The 18,762-nt window shown below is 38.9% G+C and carries 16 protein-coding genes; 10 read left to right on the top strand and 6 right to left on the bottom strand.

Features of this window, described 5'->3' with window-relative positions; translation table 11 throughout:
- The first annotated feature begins 8 nt into the window (after positions 1 to 8).
- The 6 genes from LV92_RS00865 (at position 9) to LV92_RS00840 (ending at position 6,869) form a co-directional block, all read left to right on the top strand.
- Complete coding sequence (locus LV92_RS00865) at positions 9 to 1,343, top strand: RagB/SusD family nutrient uptake outer membrane protein (protein WP_211322912.1); 1,335 nt, start codon at positions 9 to 11, stop codon at positions 1,341 to 1,343.
- Between the two features lie 336 nt (positions 1,344 to 1,679).
- A complete protein-coding gene (locus LV92_RS00860; RefSeq protein WP_111621799.1) occupies positions 1,680 to 2,387 on the top strand; it encodes a FadR/GntR family transcriptional regulator in 708 nt (235 codons plus the stop codon).
- Positions 2,388 to 2,622: 235 nt separating this feature from the next.
- Positions 2,623 to 3,924 (top strand): MFS transporter, encoded by a 1,302-nt coding sequence (locus LV92_RS00855; RefSeq protein ID WP_111621798.1) that lies wholly within the window; start codon positions 2,623 to 2,625, stop codon positions 3,922 to 3,924.
- Between the two features lie 30 nt (positions 3,925 to 3,954).
- Complete coding sequence (locus LV92_RS00850) at positions 3,955 to 4,719, top strand: SDR family NAD(P)-dependent oxidoreductase (RefSeq protein WP_111621797.1); 765 nt, start codon at positions 3,955 to 3,957, stop codon at positions 4,717 to 4,719.
- Positions 4,720 to 4,921: 202 nt separating this feature from the next.
- Entirely contained in the window at positions 4,922 to 5,590 is a 669-nt protein-coding gene (locus LV92_RS00845; protein WP_111621796.1) for a bifunctional 4-hydroxy-2-oxoglutarate aldolase/2-dehydro-3-deoxy-phosphogluconate aldolase, read from the top strand.
- Between the two features lie 4 nt (positions 5,591 to 5,594).
- Positions 5,595 to 6,869 carry an Nramp family divalent metal transporter gene (locus LV92_RS00840; protein ID WP_111621795.1) on the top strand — a complete coding sequence of 425 codons (1,275 nt, stop codon included), beginning with the start codon at positions 5,595 to 5,597 and terminating at the stop codon, positions 6,867 to 6,869.
- A gap of 16 nt (positions 6,870 to 6,885) precedes the next feature.
- Here the strand turns inward: LV92_RS00840 and LV92_RS00835 are convergent, their stop codons facing one another.
- The 6 genes from LV92_RS00835 to LV92_RS00810 form a co-directional block, all read right to left on the bottom strand.
- A complete protein-coding gene (locus LV92_RS00835; protein ID WP_111621794.1) occupies positions 6,886 to 7,602 on the bottom strand; it encodes a sugar isomerase domain-containing protein in 717 nt (238 codons plus the stop codon).
- Between the two features lie 394 nt (positions 7,603 to 7,996).
- Positions 7,997 to 8,188 (bottom strand): cold-shock protein, encoded by a 192-nt coding sequence (locus LV92_RS00830; protein WP_031442744.1) that lies wholly within the window; start codon positions 8,186 to 8,188, stop codon positions 7,997 to 7,999.
- Between the two features lie 124 nt (positions 8,189 to 8,312).
- Positions 8,313 to 9,398 carry an OmpA family protein gene (locus LV92_RS00825; protein ID WP_245946198.1) on the bottom strand — a complete coding sequence of 362 codons (1,086 nt, stop codon included), beginning with the start codon at positions 9,396 to 9,398 and terminating at the stop codon, positions 8,313 to 8,315.
- Between the two features lie 153 nt (positions 9,399 to 9,551).
- Complete coding sequence (locus tag LV92_RS00820; protein WP_111621792.1) at positions 9,552 to 9,977, bottom strand: hypothetical protein; 426 nt, start codon at positions 9,975 to 9,977, stop codon at positions 9,552 to 9,554.
- Between the two features lie 420 nt (positions 9,978 to 10,397).
- Positions 10,398 to 12,149 carry a TonB-dependent receptor domain-containing protein gene (locus LV92_RS00815; RefSeq protein ID WP_111621791.1) on the bottom strand — a complete coding sequence of 584 codons (1,752 nt, stop codon included), beginning with the start codon at positions 12,147 to 12,149 and terminating at the stop codon, positions 10,398 to 10,400.
- A gap of 25 nt (positions 12,150 to 12,174) precedes the next feature.
- Positions 12,175 to 15,198: a tetratricopeptide repeat protein gene (locus tag LV92_RS00810; RefSeq protein WP_111621790.1), complete on the bottom strand. Its 3,024-nt coding sequence runs from the start codon at positions 15,196 to 15,198 to the stop codon at positions 12,175 to 12,177.
- A gap of 147 nt (positions 15,199 to 15,345) precedes the next feature.
- On the opposite strand from LV92_RS00810, the gene LV92_RS00805 reads away from it, so the two are divergent.
- The 4 genes from LV92_RS00805 (at position 15,346) to LV92_RS00790 (ending at position 18,734) form a co-directional block, all read left to right on the top strand.
- Entirely contained in the window at positions 15,346 to 16,029 is a 684-nt protein-coding gene (locus LV92_RS00805) for a cell division ATP-binding protein FtsE (protein WP_111621789.1), read from the top strand.
- A gap of 281 nt (positions 16,030 to 16,310) precedes the next feature.
- Complete coding sequence (locus LV92_RS00800; protein ID WP_111621788.1) at positions 16,311 to 16,793, top strand: hypothetical protein; 483 nt, start codon at positions 16,311 to 16,313, stop codon at positions 16,791 to 16,793.
- A 145-nt stretch (positions 16,794 to 16,938) separates the two neighbouring features.
- A complete protein-coding gene (locus LV92_RS00795; protein ID WP_111621787.1) occupies positions 16,939 to 17,976 on the top strand; it encodes a sensor histidine kinase in 1,038 nt (345 codons plus the stop codon).
- Positions 17,973 to 18,734 (top strand): LytR/AlgR family response regulator transcription factor, encoded by a 762-nt coding sequence (locus LV92_RS00790; RefSeq protein ID WP_111621786.1) that lies wholly within the window; start codon positions 17,973 to 17,975, stop codon positions 18,732 to 18,734. Before LV92_RS00795 ends, LV92_RS00790 begins: the two co-directional genes overlap by 4 nt.
- Positions 18,735 to 18,762 lie beyond the last annotated feature (28 nt).

Below are 18,762 nucleotides of genomic sequence, written 5' to 3'. Positions count from 1 at the left end.
AAGAAATCATGAAAAAAATGAAATCTATTTATATAGTATTAGTTTCCTTGTTGTTGACAACAGCATGTGATAACGATTTGGATCAAACACCACCATTATTACTTGAATCCAGTGGTTTGGAGGAATATGGACCTGTTTTGAACGCAGCATATTACTATCAGACCGGTGGTTCAACACCAATGGGTGTGATGGGCGACTTTAGGGCCGACAATATGTTGATGTTAGAAAGCCCATATACGGCTTTTGACACCTACAATGCAGATTTAGGAGGTTTGGATTTGGTGGAGCAATTCTTTCGCCCCTTCTATAGCAATTTGTACAAGGCAATCTTAAGTGCGAATAACGTCATTGAAAATTCAACGAAGCCCACTGAGATAGCGGAGGCCAAATTTTTAAGGGCTTTGTCCTACTTTAAATTGGTGATTGTTTTTGGTGATGTCACCGTGAATTTATCTCCTTCACCCAGTCCATCCGATTTGTCCATTTTAGCAAGACAACCGGCCGCAGACGTATACAATAATGTAATAATCCCAGACTTTCAAGCTGCAATAGCAGGTTTGAGCAATTCCGGATTAAGTAGTGGACGCGCAACCAAAATCGCTGCTCAGGCTTTTCTAGGAAAAGTTTATCTGTTCAGAGGCAATTTTCCCGAAGCTGCAACAACGCTTGGAACTGTTGTAAGCGGCGCTGCTGCTGCAGGGATTAGTTTGGAAAGCGACTATGCCAACGTTGTAGTAGACGGTAATTCAGAAATTATTTTTGCAACCCAGTTATCAACTTCAGTTCCAAACGCATATGGATCAGCCACCACCTTTGTAGGATGGGTTAGCGGGGCAGATACAAAATCTCTTACACCTTTAGATCCGCGCTTAACGGCCGCTTTTGACGCCAGTAGTGCTGCTGGAGGAGGTACGGATTTAAGAAAGACGCTTACTATTGATACCGATAATCAGAATGGTAGTAAGAAATATACTGGAGCTCTTGATCAGGACTTTATAGAAATGAGGTTATCCGATGTTATTCTAATGCACGCGGAAGCACTGAATGAAACTGGCTCCGCTGCAGCAACTGTACTTCCATTATTAGATCCTATACGAACTAGGGCAGGTTTAAATAGTTTAACTGGAACAGTAAGCTCACAAGCCGACGTTAGACAGGCCATTGCCGACGAAAGAAGATTGGAGTTGGCCCTTGAAGGACATAGATGGTTTGATTTGGTGAGAACGGGCACAGTAGATGCAGAAATGGGAGCAACGATTAGTAGTAACTACTATGTGTTTCCAATACCAAACTCAGAAATTCTTGCTAGCGATGGAGTTATTACCCAAAATGATGGATATTAACAATAGATAAAATTATTACAGGGTCGTTTATTACCTTCAAATTAAGGATGAAAGAACATTTGCTAAAGTCCGGTTTTAAAAGTTGGAGGTAAAGAATAAATAAAGAATGGTTTAAATGCACTTAATCGCTTTGGAACACCCCATCAAGGATTAGTAGTTTAGTTAGTTTTGTTTTAGAATTTACTGGCTTGATGTCAGGCCAGTAAATTTTTATTATCGTAACGTTAATGCAACAAAGCTGGAATTATAATTAGGTAATATTTTTCTCGATTGCCTTTTATACCTAAATTTGACAAACCAATCTGGTTAACCAATTTAAGAAATAGCAAGATTAGCATGAAAATAGAAATTCTCCCGAAAAACGAAAACGACGCAATTCAGAAAGAAATTATATCCAAGATCAGGGATTATATAAATTACAAGAACCTGGAGCCAGGGGACAAATTACCCTCGGAAAGAAAGCTTTCCGAAAATTTTGGAGTGAGCAGAAGCAGTGTAAGGGAAGCCATACAGACCTTGGAGTTCTATGGCCTGTTAAAGTCAAAGCCGCAGAGCGGTACCTTTGTTGCCGATATTGGCTCCGTGGCATTGAATGGAATGATCACTGATATTCTTAGATTGGAAAAACCAGATTTCAAATCCTTGGTGGAGACAAGGATACTTTTGGAGCTAAAAACCGTTAGATTGGCGGCCTTGAGAAGATCCAAGGAAGAATTGAAAGAAATAGAGGAGGCTTTGGAGGCTTATGCTACAAAAGTAATGAACGGGGAAGATGCGGTGCAGGAAGATCTCTTGTTCCATTTGGCAATAGCCAAGGCAAGTGGGAATAGTACCATTAATACATTCATGCTGACCATAACACCGGAGATCATTACCAACTTTACCAAATATCACGTTTGCGACAAGAATATAGCATTTATAGGAATTCAAGAGCACAGGGATATTTATGAAGCGATAAAGAAACAGGACCCCCAATTGGCAAAGGAAAAAATGAAGGTACATTTTAAAATGCTATATCAATATTGTTACAACATTCCGGATTGAGAAAAATTAAAAGTTATAAAAACGCACATTTTTATCGCTTTTAAAAAAATAATCTGAAGGGAATTAATACTTAGAATAATACCATGAAATTGCGTAATATTTAAATTACAATTTAAATACTCCCAAAATTTTCAGCCCTAATTCAAGTATTAAAAGAGCACGGACAATTGGTCCGCATACCTTCTATCGCCTATAAATTACATAGCAACAATAATACAAACCAAAGCAAAATACTATGAAAATTAAAGGATTAAGATGGTGGATTATTGGGCTCATCGCCTTAGCCACAGTTATCAATTATATAGATCGCCAAGCCCTACCTGTTCTTTGGCCTGATATTGCTGCGGATCTATATCCTGAAAAGACGCCTGATGAACGAAAAGGAATTTATGCAATAATCTCTACCATATTCATATTTTCCTATGCTTTTGGGCAAGCTATATTCGGCAAAATTTTCGACAAACTGGGCACAAGGATAGGGTTTACACTATCTATTGGTTTTTGGTCAATTGCAACCGCAATGCATGCTTTTGCAAAGGGAGTGGTAAGTCTTAGTATTTTCCGCTCTTTGTTAGGGATATCAGAAGCTGGAAACTGGCCGGGAGCAGCAAAAGGAAATGCAGAATGGTTTCCAACAAAGGAACGGGCATTTGCACAGGGGTTATTCAATTCAGGGGCAGCTATCGGAGGAATTATTGCCTTCCCCACGATCGGAATATTATCTGTCTATTTCAACTGGCAATATATTTTCATATTGGTAGGTGTAGTAGGGCTATTATGGCTTATTCCATGGTGGATCTTAGTGAAATCCCCACCAAAAAAGCACCCATGGATAACAGATGAAGAACGCGAATACATCTTAACTGGACAGAAGAACCAAGATTTAGATGAGGATGGGGATTTTGATGAAGGTTACAATCCTACTACTAGTAAGATGCTAAAGCATAGAGAAAGTTGGGGAGTTATCCTTGCATCTGCTGCTCTCGACCCGATTTGGTGGTTGTTCGTTTTTTGGATACCCATTTACTTAAACGAAGTTTATGGAATGGATGTAAAATCAATCGGTTTTTATGCTTGGGTACCTTATGTAGGGGCTATGATCGGAGCTTGGTTTGGAGGACTACTAGCCCAAAACCGTATTAAAGTAGGTTGGACAGTGAACAAAACACGTAAGTTCGTAATCACACTTGGATGTGTCATTATGTTACCTGCCTTACTTGCGATGGCCAATCCGGGAGGCCCTGAAATCGCGGTGTTACTAATGGCAATTATTTTATTTGGTTTCCAAACAGCAATTGGAAATGTTCAGACCTTACCTAGTGATTTATTTGGCGGAAAAACAGTAGGTACACTTTCCGGGTTTTCAGGAATGGCTGCTAAGCTAGGAGCATTTGGATTAACAGCACTAGTCCCGTGGCTTACATCGGGTGGTAATTATACACCAGCCTTTGTGATTGGTGCAGCATTAGCTATAATAACTATGGCGAGTGTATGGATATTATGCCCAAAAATTGAACCGCTTAAAAGCAAAAATTAAATTAAACAAAAACAGATTAAAATTAATAACATGAGCAATTCAAAAGGAAAAGTAGCAGTAATAACAGGAGCAACAGGGGGTATTGGTTTCGCAGTGGCACAAAGATTGGGCAAGGACGGATACACTGTTGTCCTAAACGGTATCGATAATGAAGCTGGAGCTAAAAGAATTAAAGAGCTTAGTGCGGAAGGCATCACTGCTGAATATTACGGATTTGATGTTACCAAGGAAGACGAAGTAACGGCAAACATTAATAAGATCGGGAAAAAATATGGGAAAATTGATGTTCTAGTAAACAACGCAGGTGGACTTGGCGGAAGATCCAGATTTGAAGAAATGACAACTGAATTTTACCGATTTGTAATGGCGTTAAACCTTGATTCAGTGTTTTTCGCTTCAAGAGCTGCCATACCTTATCTAAAAAAAGGAGATCTTCCTACTATAATTAATTATACATCTATTGCCGGTTGGAATGCCGGAGGACCTGGAGCAGGAATTTATGGAACATCCAAAGCGGGTGTCCATGCAATAACCAGGGCATTGGCCAAAGACCTTGCCGAATATGGGATTAGAGTAAATGCGGTATCTCCCGGTACCATTGACACCCCTTTCCATACCGAAATTAAATCCACTAAGCCAGAAGTATTCGCTTCTTGGAAAAACAATATTTTGTTAGGAAGATTAGGGCAACCTGAGGAAGTAGCATCTGTAATTTCATTTTTAGCTGGCAAAGATGCCGCTTTCCTTACAGCCGAAACTATCCAAATAGGTGGTGGACAAGGTTTAGGAATTTAAGAAAATACAAAACAATAGGTAAAAAAGTAATTAAAATCCGGGAATTCATGCACTAATAAGCTCTTCCCGGATTTATTAGTATTTGCAAATTACATATGTAGCCAAGGTCCGTGCGACCAGAAGTGTAAACACTTGGTTTTCTATGCCAAAGAATACAGTTCATTACAATACTTGGATTACTACCAAACACTGATATAATTATATGGCAAAATACACAAGAATAGAAGTAGCAACAGTAATGAAGGAAACCGGAATGGTACCTTTATTCTACCATTCGGACATTGCATTGGGCAAGAAGGTATTAAAGGCCTGCTATGACGGGGGTGCCAGATTGATGGAATTTACCGCAAGGGGCGACTTCGCCTTCGAAGTATTTTCTGCACTCAACAAATTCGCCATCAAGGAACTTCAGGGCATGATACTCGGGGTAGGTTCCATTACCGACGCAGCCGCAGCATCTTTATATATGCAGATGGGGGCCAATTTTATAGTAACCCCGTCCCTAAGGGAAGATATTGCCATCGCCTGTAACAGAAGAAAAGTCCTTTGGTCTCCAGGCTGTGGTTCCCTCACCGAAATTAACAATGCCGAGGAATTGGGTTGCGAAATTGTAAAATTATTTCCCGGAGCTACCTACGGCCCTTCCTTTGTAAAGGCCATTAAGGGCCCACAACCTTGGACAAGTATTATGCCCACTGGAGGGGTCACTACTGAAGTTTCCAACTTAAAAGCATGGTTTGATGCCGGTGTAACCTGCGTAGGACTGGGTTCCCAACTTATCAGTAAAGAAATATTAACCAATGGGGATTTTGTTGGACTTGAAAATACCGTTCGCGAAACATTAGGATCTATTATAAAACTAAGAAACTAATTAGATGGAAAACCCGACCAAAAACAATTCATTTCTAAAAAAAATATTGGCCCTAATACTGGCTTTTGGCCCAGGGATTTTTGCAATTGGTTATACTATAGGTACAGGGAGCGTAACGTCTATGATCGTTGCGGGAAGCACCTATGGCATGCAATTGCTATGGGTTTTATTGTTGAGTTGCATATTTTCTGGAATCTTAATGTTCTCCTATGGCAATTACGCCCTAGTTACCGGAGAAACAGCGCTATTTGCTTTTAAAAAACACCTAAAATGGGGTAAGCTTATTGCCATAATGATAATCATTGGCATTTCATTTGGGCAATGGAATTCCTTGATGGGAATTTTAGGGATTTCCGCCAACATTATCTTCGAGATATTCCTTATCTATTTTCCCAATTTACAGGGCCATCAATATGAATCTGTTTTAATAATTGCTATTGTGGTGATTATAATTATGTATGGATTCCTCATGGTAGGAAAATATGCCTTCTTTGAAAAAATATTGGTGATTTTCGTCACTATAATGGGGCTTTCCTTTTTTATATCTCTTTTTATGGTCTACCCCTTGCCTATTGAAGTGGCAAAAGGTCTAATTCCATCCATACCCCAGGTGGAAGGAGGTAAAATGATGGTGGCCGCCTTTGTAGGGACTACTATGGCAGCCGCCACTTTTTTATCGCGTCCATTATTCGTTAAGGGTAAGGGATGGAATATCAACAACCTCAAGCAACAAAAAAAGGATTCCATAATAGCCGCTTGTCTGGTCTTTGTTATTAGTGCATCGGTTATGGCCGTAGCCAGTGGCGCCCTGTTTCATCAAGGTCAGCCAGTTACCAAAGTTTTAGATATGGTAAACACCTTGGAACCGGTAGCAGGAAAATTCGCTTTGACCCTGTTTTTCTTTGGAACTTTAAGTGCCGGTCTGTCCTCTATATTTCCATGCCTATTGATTGCTCCTATTCTATTGGCCGATTACCAATCAGGGGAATTGGACACCACTTCCAAGCAGTTTAAGATAATTACGGCGGTTGCATGTCTGTTTGCGCTAATTGTACCTGTTTTTGGCGCCAACCCTATAGAAATGCAGATTTTATCCCAAGTATTTAATGTATTTGTACTGCCCTTGGTAATATTCGGGATTATTCTACTGATCAATAATAAAAAGCTTATGGGCAATTACAAAGCAAGTATTTTCCTAAATATAGGATTATATGCTGCTTTTCTTTTTTCAATTATTATTTCTTATAATGGGATTGTGGCACTCTTGGACTACTTTTAGAGAGCCCATATAGATGCTATAGGTGTTTAATCCGGGACTCATATTTTTGATAGAGCGCCTCATTGTCCGCCTCATCTATGTTCTGACTTTGAAAAACGGAGACATACACACCTCTGTCCAGATTAATTTTGATGGCTTCGGTGGAGATTATATTTACAATGATCATTCCCAACACCGAGGAAGCTGGACCTATGAGAAGATCGTTTATGGAGATAACCCCATCCCCGGAAGGAACACAATTATCAATGACCAAATCCGCAATCTGATATAATTTCTTTCCACTCACGTGTCTGGAAGCATACCTTTTGGACTGCTCCAAGGAGGTGATCGCTATTGTACTTAATCCTTCCTGCTTGGCCTTCATAGCCATCTCCAAGGGCAAGGCATTTCTTCCGGAATTGGAAACAACTATCAATACATCCCCTTTATTAAATGTATAGTTGTTCCAAAGTATTTCGGCAAGACCACTAATCTGCTCCATTTCTGCCGATCTTCTTGCCCCGCCTGCCATAAGCACCATATCGTCCATAATGGCATTTACATTGGCCAAATTGGAGGCCCTGCCAAACATTTCCATACCGATCATCTGGGAATGACCAGTACCTATGGTGTGGATTATGCCATCGTTCTTTATAACGTCCGCCACAATTTTAGCGGCACTAACCAATTGATCTTTCTGATCAGTAGACATTTTATTGATCAGTAATTTTATTTTCTCCAAATATTCGAACATAGGGACAATAGCATTTTAGTTAGGTAAGGAAACCAACAATAGTAATATGGGGATTAGCGTGACTGTGTACCAATATTGCCCATAAATGTTTCCATAGACCAATATAAAGAATAAAACTAGGCCCAACTAAGGTCTATAAATATAAAGCCAGATCAGCACATTCAGGTGCAATAATTTCCAACTTCATAACTTAAACCCTAAACCAAATACGGGACTCCTATAAGGGAGGTACCCCAAGGTCGGGGTATTGAACCGCAAACTCCGCCAAAAGGCGGGGTTCGTTCGACTATCGTATTTCAATGCGCCTGCGGCTTTTGAAATACGGGTCTCACGAACAAAAAAAAAGCCTATCAAACGATAGGCCTTAGGTCTTAGGAAATTAAAAAAGTATATATTAAATAACTTTAACGTTTACTGCGTTTAATCCTTTTTTTCCTTCTTTCAGTTCAAACTCAACTTCATCGCCTTCGCGAATTTCGTCGATTAAACCAGAGATGTGTACAAAATGTTCTTTGTTAGAACCTTCTTCTGTGATGAACCCAAATCCTTTGGCATCGTTGAAAAATTTTACTGTTCCTCTACTCATTACTAAAATTTAAATTAATTACTTATTGTGGATCAAATATAGTTCCAAAAGTTTGAACCACAATCATTTATAGCCAACAATTTTAACAAGTACCAAAAAAAAATTCGCTTAACCCTTTAAAACCTTACTTTTCAGGGGTTTTGGAAATTATAAACTCCACCCTTCTATTCCGTGCCCTACCCTCTTCATCCTCATTATTTGCTAGGGGTTGCGCTGTTCCAATGCCATTATAGGTAATTCTTTGTCTGGCCAAACCCAATTTAATCAGCCTATTTGCCACCGTCATTGCACGTTTAACAGAAAGCTCTTTATTGTAGGAAATAGTTCCCAAATTGTCCGTATAACCGTTGATTACAATATTCAAAGTACTATCAGATTGCAAATATTTGTAAACGCGCATTATCTCATGTGCGCCCTTTTCCCCTAGATTAAACTCATCGAAATTAAAATTGACATTCTCAAAAATATGGGCCTCGTCCAAGGCATAGGTGTGCATTCCCTCCCCAACATATACCATATCCAAGAAATAATAAGCCCCATTCACATTTTTTTCCTTTACCAATTTTTGTCGCCTTGTAGAAGCATTATTCTTAAAATTACCAATAGTAATAAACTGCTCGCCGCCCGCGGCAAGAAAGGAAGTGGAGATGTTGGTCCATGCATTGTCATCCGTTATAAATTCGTCACCCAAAATTTCGATGATGGTGAAATTATTCCCTTCAATTTTGGAAAGCTGCCATTTGGTAATTCCCTTTTTTATTTTGACATCTATTGGTTTTGTCGAGAATAGAACGTCAAAATCACGAACAACATGATCCGAATTCTCCGCCAGGCTTATATAAAAGGACAGTGTATAGGTAATCCCTTTCTTTAAAGGCTCCTTGAACTCACCTTGAATATATTCCCTGTAATCCTCAGGGGCGAACATATAAAATCCTAGATAGCCATCCCCAAATTTTGCCGTTTGCTCACCCATAAAATTAGTGGGCACCCCCATGCTAAGACTACAGGTATTAAAATAATCCGTGGTTCCCTGAGTGGGTACGGACCAATATTCAAGGTCTTCCCCAAAGTTCCCTAAACGATCCGGACATTCCAAAAAAGCTTCAAAACTGGGATTTTCCACTAGGTTTTGGGACATAGCCCTTCCGAGGCATAATACAGACAAAATCCCTATCCAATTTCTACAACTTACAGTGATTAGCCTCATACCGAATAAATTGTATGCTAAACTTTTTGGCAGAAAGAATCCCTCACGGACAAAAAGTTTAGGTACATTTTATCAAAAATAAAAAAACATCCTCATATTCAAGGATGTTTGTAATACCTACAGTCAAATACAACTGTCTGTTCTATAAAATTTTTAGGATTTATTTCTTTTTCCTTTCAATGAAAATGAACCTTCTGTAGAATTGGCGTTACCATTTATAAGATCATCCTTTACTTGCAAGGAAACTTGTACTTTACCCCCCTCAATATAAACCGAAAAGTTTACTTCATCTTCATTGACCTTTACATCTGAAGCCGTCAGGGTATTGTAATTGACTTTTACTAACACCTTATACTCCTCTTTTTCCTTGGTAATGACCAACACTCCTGCACTGTATTCGTAAGGAACATCCTCCACTGTATATTCCCATATTCCGATTGGGGATTTATACACTTTTTCAAGTACTTCGGTAGGATCAATGGAACAAAAAGTACTATTACTTGGGTTCTCTGCCAAAAGGGACATACTGCCGCAAACAAAAAAAATACTGGCGTAAAACAATTTTCCAAAATTTCTCATTCTTATAAAGTTTTAATATTAATATTTATCGAGACAACAAAAGAAAGTTATCCATTAACAAAAAGTAATCTTTTTTCCTATTCTGTGACTAAATGTCCCGTAAGCGTGACGAATGGGACAGTTTTAAAAAATACAATTTCCCAAATATAACTTTGTTCAAGATTTGCCATCACCGCTTTAAAAAAAATCTTATCCTTGGTAACCTCATCGCGGGGTGTCTAGTTAAAAATGGGACAAGAGGTCACATCGTTATTTAACTCCCAATAATGCAATTACTCTTAAAAACAAAAATACCTTACTGCCTTTTTGCCTCCCAAGATAGAAGGCTAAAGGCAGAAGGTACATTTACGGAGATCATAAAATACCACGGGGTTTTTGGCAGATCATGACCAACCGCTAATTTTAATAATTAATTCTTATCTATAAATCAAATTTGTACGTGGCTCCGGCCAAGACCTGGAATCCCTGTACTTGATAATTGTTCCAACGCATATAATTCTGGTTGGCTATATTATTAGCTTTTGCAAAAACGGACAATTGCTCATTTATTCGATAGCCAATATGCGCATTGGCATCAAAATAGCTATCCAAGGTAATGGGAGTCATATCAAAATCTTCCGGTAATGTACCTGGCGAGGCCACCGTATAAAGATCATCGCGTTCTCCCACATAAAATAAATTGGCACCCATGAACCACTTCTCTCCTATTTGATAATCCATAAACATAGATGCGGTAAGACCTGGCAGGTTCCAAGCCGGATTATCCGTTTCCGTATCATAGTCATACACTTGGGCATTTATTCCTAGACTAAAATTACGGTTTATATCTACATTTAATTCACCAAAAATGCCTAAGGTCTTTACGTCATCATAAAACACCTGGAAACTATTTCCATAGAAATACCCTTTTTCATCTGTCCTGGAAGTATTTTCAGGATTCAGCAAAAATAGTGGTTTTCTATTTTCCGCCATATAAGAGCCCTTAAGATTGTAACTAAGATTAGGTAATAATTGCCCTTTTAAACCAATGTAGGCGTCGTATTGCTGATCTGTTGGTTGCATGTCCAAGGTTGGGGAAACGTAGGGGTTCTCCTCTACAAATCCATAGAACGAGTTTTGCTTTAACTCACCTTCTACCCCACCGTAAGCTATGGCCACCTCATCCAACAAACGATACGATGCCGTAATTGTGGGATAAATATAGAAATTGCCCTCGCTGTTTTCCAAATCCATACCATACACTAAATTAACGCCGAGGTTAAGCGAAAGATCGTCTCCTAAAATATTAATATTGGGATTTATACCAACTTGCAAATGCGAATAATCTATTCCAGGCACATTGGAATCATTGGCCACTTGGCCATTTTTAAACTTACCGCCCAAATAATCTACCTTGGCCTTAAGTGTCAATAACTCATCGCCTAAGGGAAATTCGAAGGCAGGCTTTAGCACTGCCCTATTTTCACCTGATTTGGTGGAATCCCAAAACCTTCTATAGAACAAATTGACACTTTTAAAGAAGGAATCCTCCATTTCCACAAAACCACCTGCAAATGCATTGAAATAGTTCTGTTTTTCATCTATATCGTTCACTAGTTCCTCTGTATAATATCCATTGGGGATTCCGTACCAATTATATAATTGATGTTGTGCCCCTATATTGGCTCCCCAACTTATATCCCTGTCCCTTTTGGTATAATTGGCATCCAATTTGGTATTATAAAATATATTATCCAAAGCGGTTCCGTCTATTTCCCCCCTAGAGGAATGGTGGTTAAGACTTACATCCAATCTTTCATCCCTGTTCAGGGCGCTACTGGTATAGAAATCCGCCAAAGCGTTATTAAAGTTGCCCAGACCTAAGGATGCATAGGAGTTATATATTTTTTCCGGGGGTAGTTTTTTCACCCCGGAAGCCTTACCCTTAGAAGGTGTAAATGTAGAGGCCACGGGCACGGAAAATATACTGTAATTGATAGGCTTTTTTTGCAAAACAATGGAATCGTTCAAAGTAGGTATTGACTTCACCTTAAACGCATCCGAAATGGTAGGTGCATATGCCTTTACCACTGTCACCGTTTCCGTACCTAAATCTTTTTTATCATCCTGTGCCAATCCGATCTGTAGAAAACCTAAAATAGCAAATATGGATATTTTAATGTGCTTGTGCATATTGTGTTCTTTTTGCAAGGAAATTTTAATTTCCCTCTGGATTAATAGAGGAATTACTTTGAGCTTCTTTTGCCTTAATAATGGACGATTCCTGTTTGGCCTGAGCCACTATTTCAGGAAAATCTCCGAAATTGGCGATAACACTATCCAAAATGTAGGTAGCTTGGAAAGCATCTCCCAAGGCATAGAAATTCTTGGCCATAATGATCAAACCTTTGGCACTCCATTCCTTATACCCCGCATAATCCTTGGCCAATTTTTGAACCGAAGCATTGGAAGCCTCGTGATTTTGGGCCTTATTCTTAAAATAAGCGTCGTAATAAAGTGCCTCGGCCGCTAACTCCCCAGTTGCAATTTTAACCACTTCCGAATAGGCCTTTTCCGCCCTGTTCTCATCCTTGGTCTTAATAGCCGATCTTGCGATCATTATTTGTGCATCACTTTTAATTCGGTTATCTATGTTGGAATTGGACAACACCTTAGTGGCATATTGAATGGTCTTGGCGTAGTCTGACCGCTGATAATAACCCTTCATTAAATTGGACTGGGCAAAGGTGATATTCTGTTGAATTTCCGCCTTGGCTTCCAGTTCTTCCAAGTAGGGAATGGCCGTAACATAATCATTCTTGCCTACATAGATCTCGCATACCCTGGTAAGTGCCTGCTCGGCATATTCATTGGCGCCCTTTCCGGCCACATTCTTAAAGTAGGGCAGTGCTTTGTCCTTCTGACCTTTGCCAAAATACAATTGTGCCAAATTAAAATTGGCTTTTAAGGAATTCAGTCCGTTTGGAAATTGTTTAATATAGGCCTCATATCCCTTTATGGCCGCATCCTGATTGCCTTCAATATATTGTTTGTCCGCAGATTCAAAAGTAGCATTGTCCAGTTCTGTATCGGTTACCTCAACAAAATCGAGACCTTTAACCCATTGGGCATATTCATTCACCCTACCCAGATCTACATAAATAAGCTTGGCCGTAGTTACGGCTTGAAGCGCTTCCTGAGTGTTTGGGTGATCCCTTACCACTGTTTTGAATTTGGCCAAAGCCTGTTCATTTCTATTGGCATTATAATACACCAATCCCTGACGCAGCATGGCCTGTGGCACCAAAGTGCTGCCCTTGTAATCCATGATAAGTTGATCGTACAGCTGTAACCCTCTTTCCGTATTATTGGCCCTGACATAGGAATTGGCCAGTTCAAACAAGGCGTCGTCCTTAAGGGTTGAGTTTGGATATCTGGACACAAAGTTGGAAAGCTCCTCTATTTTGGTAGCACTCCTGTCAACAAACCCATAGCTCATTGCCTTCTGGTAGGCCGCATAGTCGCTCGAAGGACTATTCCGAGCTATTGCCTTATTATAGGTCTCTATGGCAGGCCAATATTTGCTGCTCACAAAATAACTATCCCCTAAGCGCAGATAGGCATCATTTAGTTTTTCGCTATCCCCGTTATTGGACTCCACGTAACCAGAAAACGCAGCTATGGCATTATTATAATTTCTTAGTTTGAAATAGGTATAAGCCAGATTGTAATTCAAATCCTTTAATTCAGGAGTTGCTTTGGCACTGGGATTTGATTTGAATTGAAGATATCCAGCCAATGCCTCATCAAAGTGATTCATGTTATAGTCGGATTCCGCCTTCCAGTAGCTGGACCTGGCCTTAAAGTATTGGTCTTCGGCATTGTCCAGGGATTTTTTAAACACGGCCGATGCTTCCTCATAATTCATTTCCAAGAACAATTCCACTCCCCTGTAAAAGGCCACTTTTTGATAAGTTGCCTTACTGGCAAAGTTTTTGTTTTTCTCCAAAAGCTCCATGGCACCGGCAAAATTTTTGGAAGTGATATAAGAATCCACCAAAAGTTCCTGCATCTCCCCTTTATTGGGGTCATTGGGATATTTCTCCAAATAATTGGTCAATACCTTAGGTACGGGCTCATACGCATTCCCTATTTCATAGCTCAGTCGGGCATAATTTAAATAGGCATCCTTTTGAATTTCAGGAATGAAATCCATTTGGGAAGCATTTCTAAAGGCGTTTAAGGCCTCTTGTTTTTTATCCAACTTCAGATAACATTCCGCCAAATGATAATAGGCATTCTGGGAAACATCGTTGTTGCCATCAATTATTTTGTTGAATTGCTGTATACCATTGGCATAATCGCCCTGCATATAATAGGAATAGCCCAATAGATAATAATCCGTGTTGCTCCACTTTCCTCTTTTTCCCTTATATTCGGTTAAATAAGGAATTGCATTGGCGTATTGTTTTAGGTTGAAATAACTCTCCCCAATAATTTTATTGAGTTCCGAAACTTCATTTCTATCAGATTTTGGCAATTGTTTTTTTGCCAAGGCTATAGCCTCTTCGAACTTGCCCAATTTAAAGTTCATATCCGCCTGATAATAGGACAGCTTTTCCTCCAACAATTCTTGGTCGGTGATCTGATCAAAACGCTGATTGGCCTGTGCATAATCGTCCTGCTGATACGAAATATACCCCAAGTAATACTTGGCTTGGGAACCATAGGTCGGAGAAGTGGTCACCTGGTTTAGATAACGCTCGGCCTCTTTTGGTTTGTTGGAGGAAAACAAGGCATAACCATTGTTAAAATTGAAGCGTTCCTTGTCTTTCCTCGACATGGAACTTTGGTCTACCTTGGAATACCATTTTAAGGCATATGGATATTTTCCGGTTGCAAAATAATAATCGGCAACATCGATATAGGCAGAATTGCGTTTGGTAGAAGTTGGGTACTTTTCAACAAAGTCTTCCATTAACCTATCGGCCCCCAACTGATTTAGGCGAATTGCCGCAGTAGCTGCATAATACGCACTATTGGCCTGGGTCTCTTCATCCCTGGTATTGTTTTTTACCTTTTCAAAGATAGTCTGAGCTGCTTGATACTGTTTATTGTTATACAAGGCCAAAGCTTCCTGGTAGTCCTTTTGGTCAAAAGTATAGATTTCGGATTCTTGGGCATTCACGTAAAATAAAGACCCAACAAAACACAGTATTACAGCGGTTTTTTTTCTTAGCATAGTGTTCTCTAGAAGTTAAGAATTACCGTAATTAAATTATATAACGATAAATATTGTCCCTAAGTATATGATAAAGAAAAAGATTTTTAAAGAAGATTCGATTTAATTCCACAGGAACTTATTACTTTTATATCAACATTAAAAACTATGGGCGAAAGCATATTGCAGTTGAAGGACGTAGCCGTATTTCAGGGTGAAAATTTAGTATTGAACGATATTAGCCTTGAAATTAAAAAAGGGGAATTTGTATACCTTATCGGAAAGACGGGCAGTGGAAAGAGCAGCTTTATGAAAACTTTGTATGGAGATCTTCCATTAAAACAAGGGAGCGGCCATATTGTAGATTTCGATCTTACCACCTTGAAGGAAAAAGAAATTCCGTATTTGAGAAGAAAATTGGGGGTGGTTTTTCAAGATTTTAAACTTTTACCCGATCGTAACGTCAACAACAACCTCCTATTTGTGCTGAAGGCTACCGGCTGGAAAGACCAAAGCGAGATGAATGCCAAGATTGAAGATGTCCTGGATAAAGTGGGAATGAAAACTAAAGGCTTCAAATTTCCGCATGAACTTTCCGGAGGAGAACAGCAGCGTATTGCAATTGCCCGGGCCCTGCTCAATGACCCGGATCTTATCCTAGCGGATGAACCAACGGGGAATCTCGACCCACAGACCAGCGTGGAAGTGATGAAGGTACTTCAGGATATCAACAAAACGGGAAGGACTATCCTTATGGCCACCCACGACTATGCCCTTTTACTAAAATACCCTTCCAAAACCCTTAAGTGCGATGGCAATAAGGTATTTGAAGTTATACAGCGGGCGATATAAATATTAAAAAAGACAAACTTCTAGATTATACATATAAAATTTTGCAGCTTTGCAACCATAATCTGATTATTTCTTCATGGGCTTAATTGGCTGTTATTAGTCCGCAGACACTAGTTTTACTACATTATTTTACCTAGCTGGTCCGGTTCAGTTGAACCCAAAGTCGGTTCACCCTCAATTTTATCCACTTCACTCAATAACTATCTACTGGACACCATGGTGCCCATTATCTTTGCACCAGAAATAAAATGTAAATCAACATATTCATACAAATAAATAATATGAAAAACGTAGCCTTATTATTAAGTACCATACTAATATCCCTTTCACTGTTCTCATTTTCAGGAAAGGACAAATGTTTAAATTCAGATGATATTGAGTGTTATTTAGAATCACATAACCCCTTTGCAGAAGGATTGCTTTTGGATGAAGAAGTAAGAAATTTAAGCTTAAATGAAATTAACCTTATTGAAGTGGAAGAAGAAATTGTACTAAATTTTGATCCGACCACTTACTTACCATTAGACTTCAACGCTTATAAGGTAAATGGATTGAATCTTGACGAAATTGTAGTTGAAGACATAGAAGAAGAAATTGTCCTTGGCTTTGATCCGGCTCAATACCTTCCAATTGGCTTCAACGCATATGAAGGCATGGAACTGGACCTAAAAGATATAGTTGTAGAAGAAATAGAGGAAGAGATCAACCTTGGCTTCGAAGTAATGAACTATCTGCCCAAGGGATTTGACGCGTATGCAAAATAACAACAGATATCTGAGTTAACTACCTACAGGCCCTTGACTCTTTTCAAGGGCTTTTTTTGATTCCAAAACTGGAGACATACAAAATCCATTCAGAGAACTATGATAGGGAGGTGTAATGAAGTATATTTAAAACTATTTAGTTCATATGGACACTACAAAACCGGTAAAACAGCTCGAAATTATAAAAATTGCCCTGCTCATTGCAGTTTTGGTGACATTACCACTAACTATATCCCTTTTCAGGACAACCGGTTTTAATAAAGAGATTTTTTCCAGCGAACTGTTTGTAGATCTTGATTTAAAATTCTGGTTTTTCTTCCTTTTTTCTTGGGCAACACTGCAATTCAACACCAATTGGATTTATCGCATTCCCAAAAGGAAAAGCTTATTTGTTTGGGTACTGAGACTCTCAGGTAATATTGGAATCCTAGTCTCCACAATTTTACTTTTAGATTTCATATATCCCTATTTGGTGGACAAAGATGTTTCCAATAGAGAGGAGGACTTTCAAGTTTTTATATTCATCGTTGTTCTCATCATCATTATTTTTATTTCCAGAATTTTAAGGCTTCAAATTATTCAGCGCCAAAGCATATTAGAAAACGAACATTTGAAACAGCAGAACCTTCAAAATGAACTTTCAGCCCTTAAAAATCAAATAAACCCTCATTTTCTCTTTAATTCCCTTAACTCCCTAAACTCTCTTATCCGAGACAATAAAGAGGCTACCATGTTTGTTAAAAAGCTTTCCTTTATGTACCGCTATATATTGCAGAGTGGAGACAGGGATTTGGTTGCACTTAAGGAAGAACTTAAATTCCTGGACAGCTATACTTATTTAATAAAGACAAGATACAGGAACCGTTTTCAAATTGAAATAGCCATAGACGAAAGTTATCTGAACAGAAAAATCCCTCCATTGGCATTACAATTATTGGTAGAAAACGCGGTAAAGCACAATGAAATTTCGGAAACACACCCTTTAAAAGTCAATATCTATTCCCAAGATGATTGTATTTATGTGGAAAATAAAGTACGAACCCGTACCACCCTGGCCGAAGGTACCGGGACAGGACTTCTAAACCTGTACAAACGTTACTATATGATACGCAAACAACAAATTATTATTGACAACCAGAGTGATATTTTTAGAGTAAAACTACCCTTGAATAAAATGACATGAAAGTAGTAATTGTAGAAGATGAACTGGCGGCTAGTGAAAATCTAGCCTATATGCTTAAAAACCTACAGGATAAGCTTGAGGTATTGGCTGTTTTGGATTCAGTAAAAACTGCCATTGATTATTTTTCAAAAAATCAGGATGCGGACCTTGTTTTTATGGACATTCATCTAGCCGATGGACTTTCTTTTGAAATTTTTGATGCCGTTAAAATAGATGCTCCAATTATATTTACCACTGCTTATGACCAATATGCCTTAAAAGCATTTAAACTAAATAGCATTGATTATTTATTAAAACCGATAGACGAAGATGAATTAGAAGTAAGCCTTGCTCAATTCAAAGGACAAGTAAAGGGCAAGGGGCTTATCAATAATCAAGTTGAAGGTCTACTAAGCCTATTAAAGGACCAGAAAAAGACCTATAAATCCATGTATTTGGTGCATCATCGCGACGAACTTATACCATTGAAAACAGAAAAAATCGCCTATTTATATATTGAAAACGGAATAGTTAAGGCGGTAACAAAAGACAGCCAAACCCATATAATCGAACAGAAATTAGAGGATGTTGAAAACGACCTGGACCCTTCCAACTTTCACAGGGTCAATCGACAGTTCATTGTCCAAAGGGATTCCATTGCGGGAATAAAACAATATTTTAATGGGAAGCTAATCATTAGCGTTATGCCGCCCCATGAAGAAAAAGTGATTGTAAGTAAGGCAAAAGCCTCCGAATTTAAAAATTGGATGAATCATTGACCTGAAAGTCATTCATAATTAATAACCC

Origin of the sequence: Arenibacter echinorum, assembly GCF_003259375.1 — a bacterium.
Taxonomy (GTDB): Bacteria; Bacteroidota; Bacteroidia; order Flavobacteriales; family Flavobacteriaceae; genus Arenibacter; species Arenibacter echinorum.
This window is presented reverse-complemented; position numbering and strand designations above follow the sequence as displayed.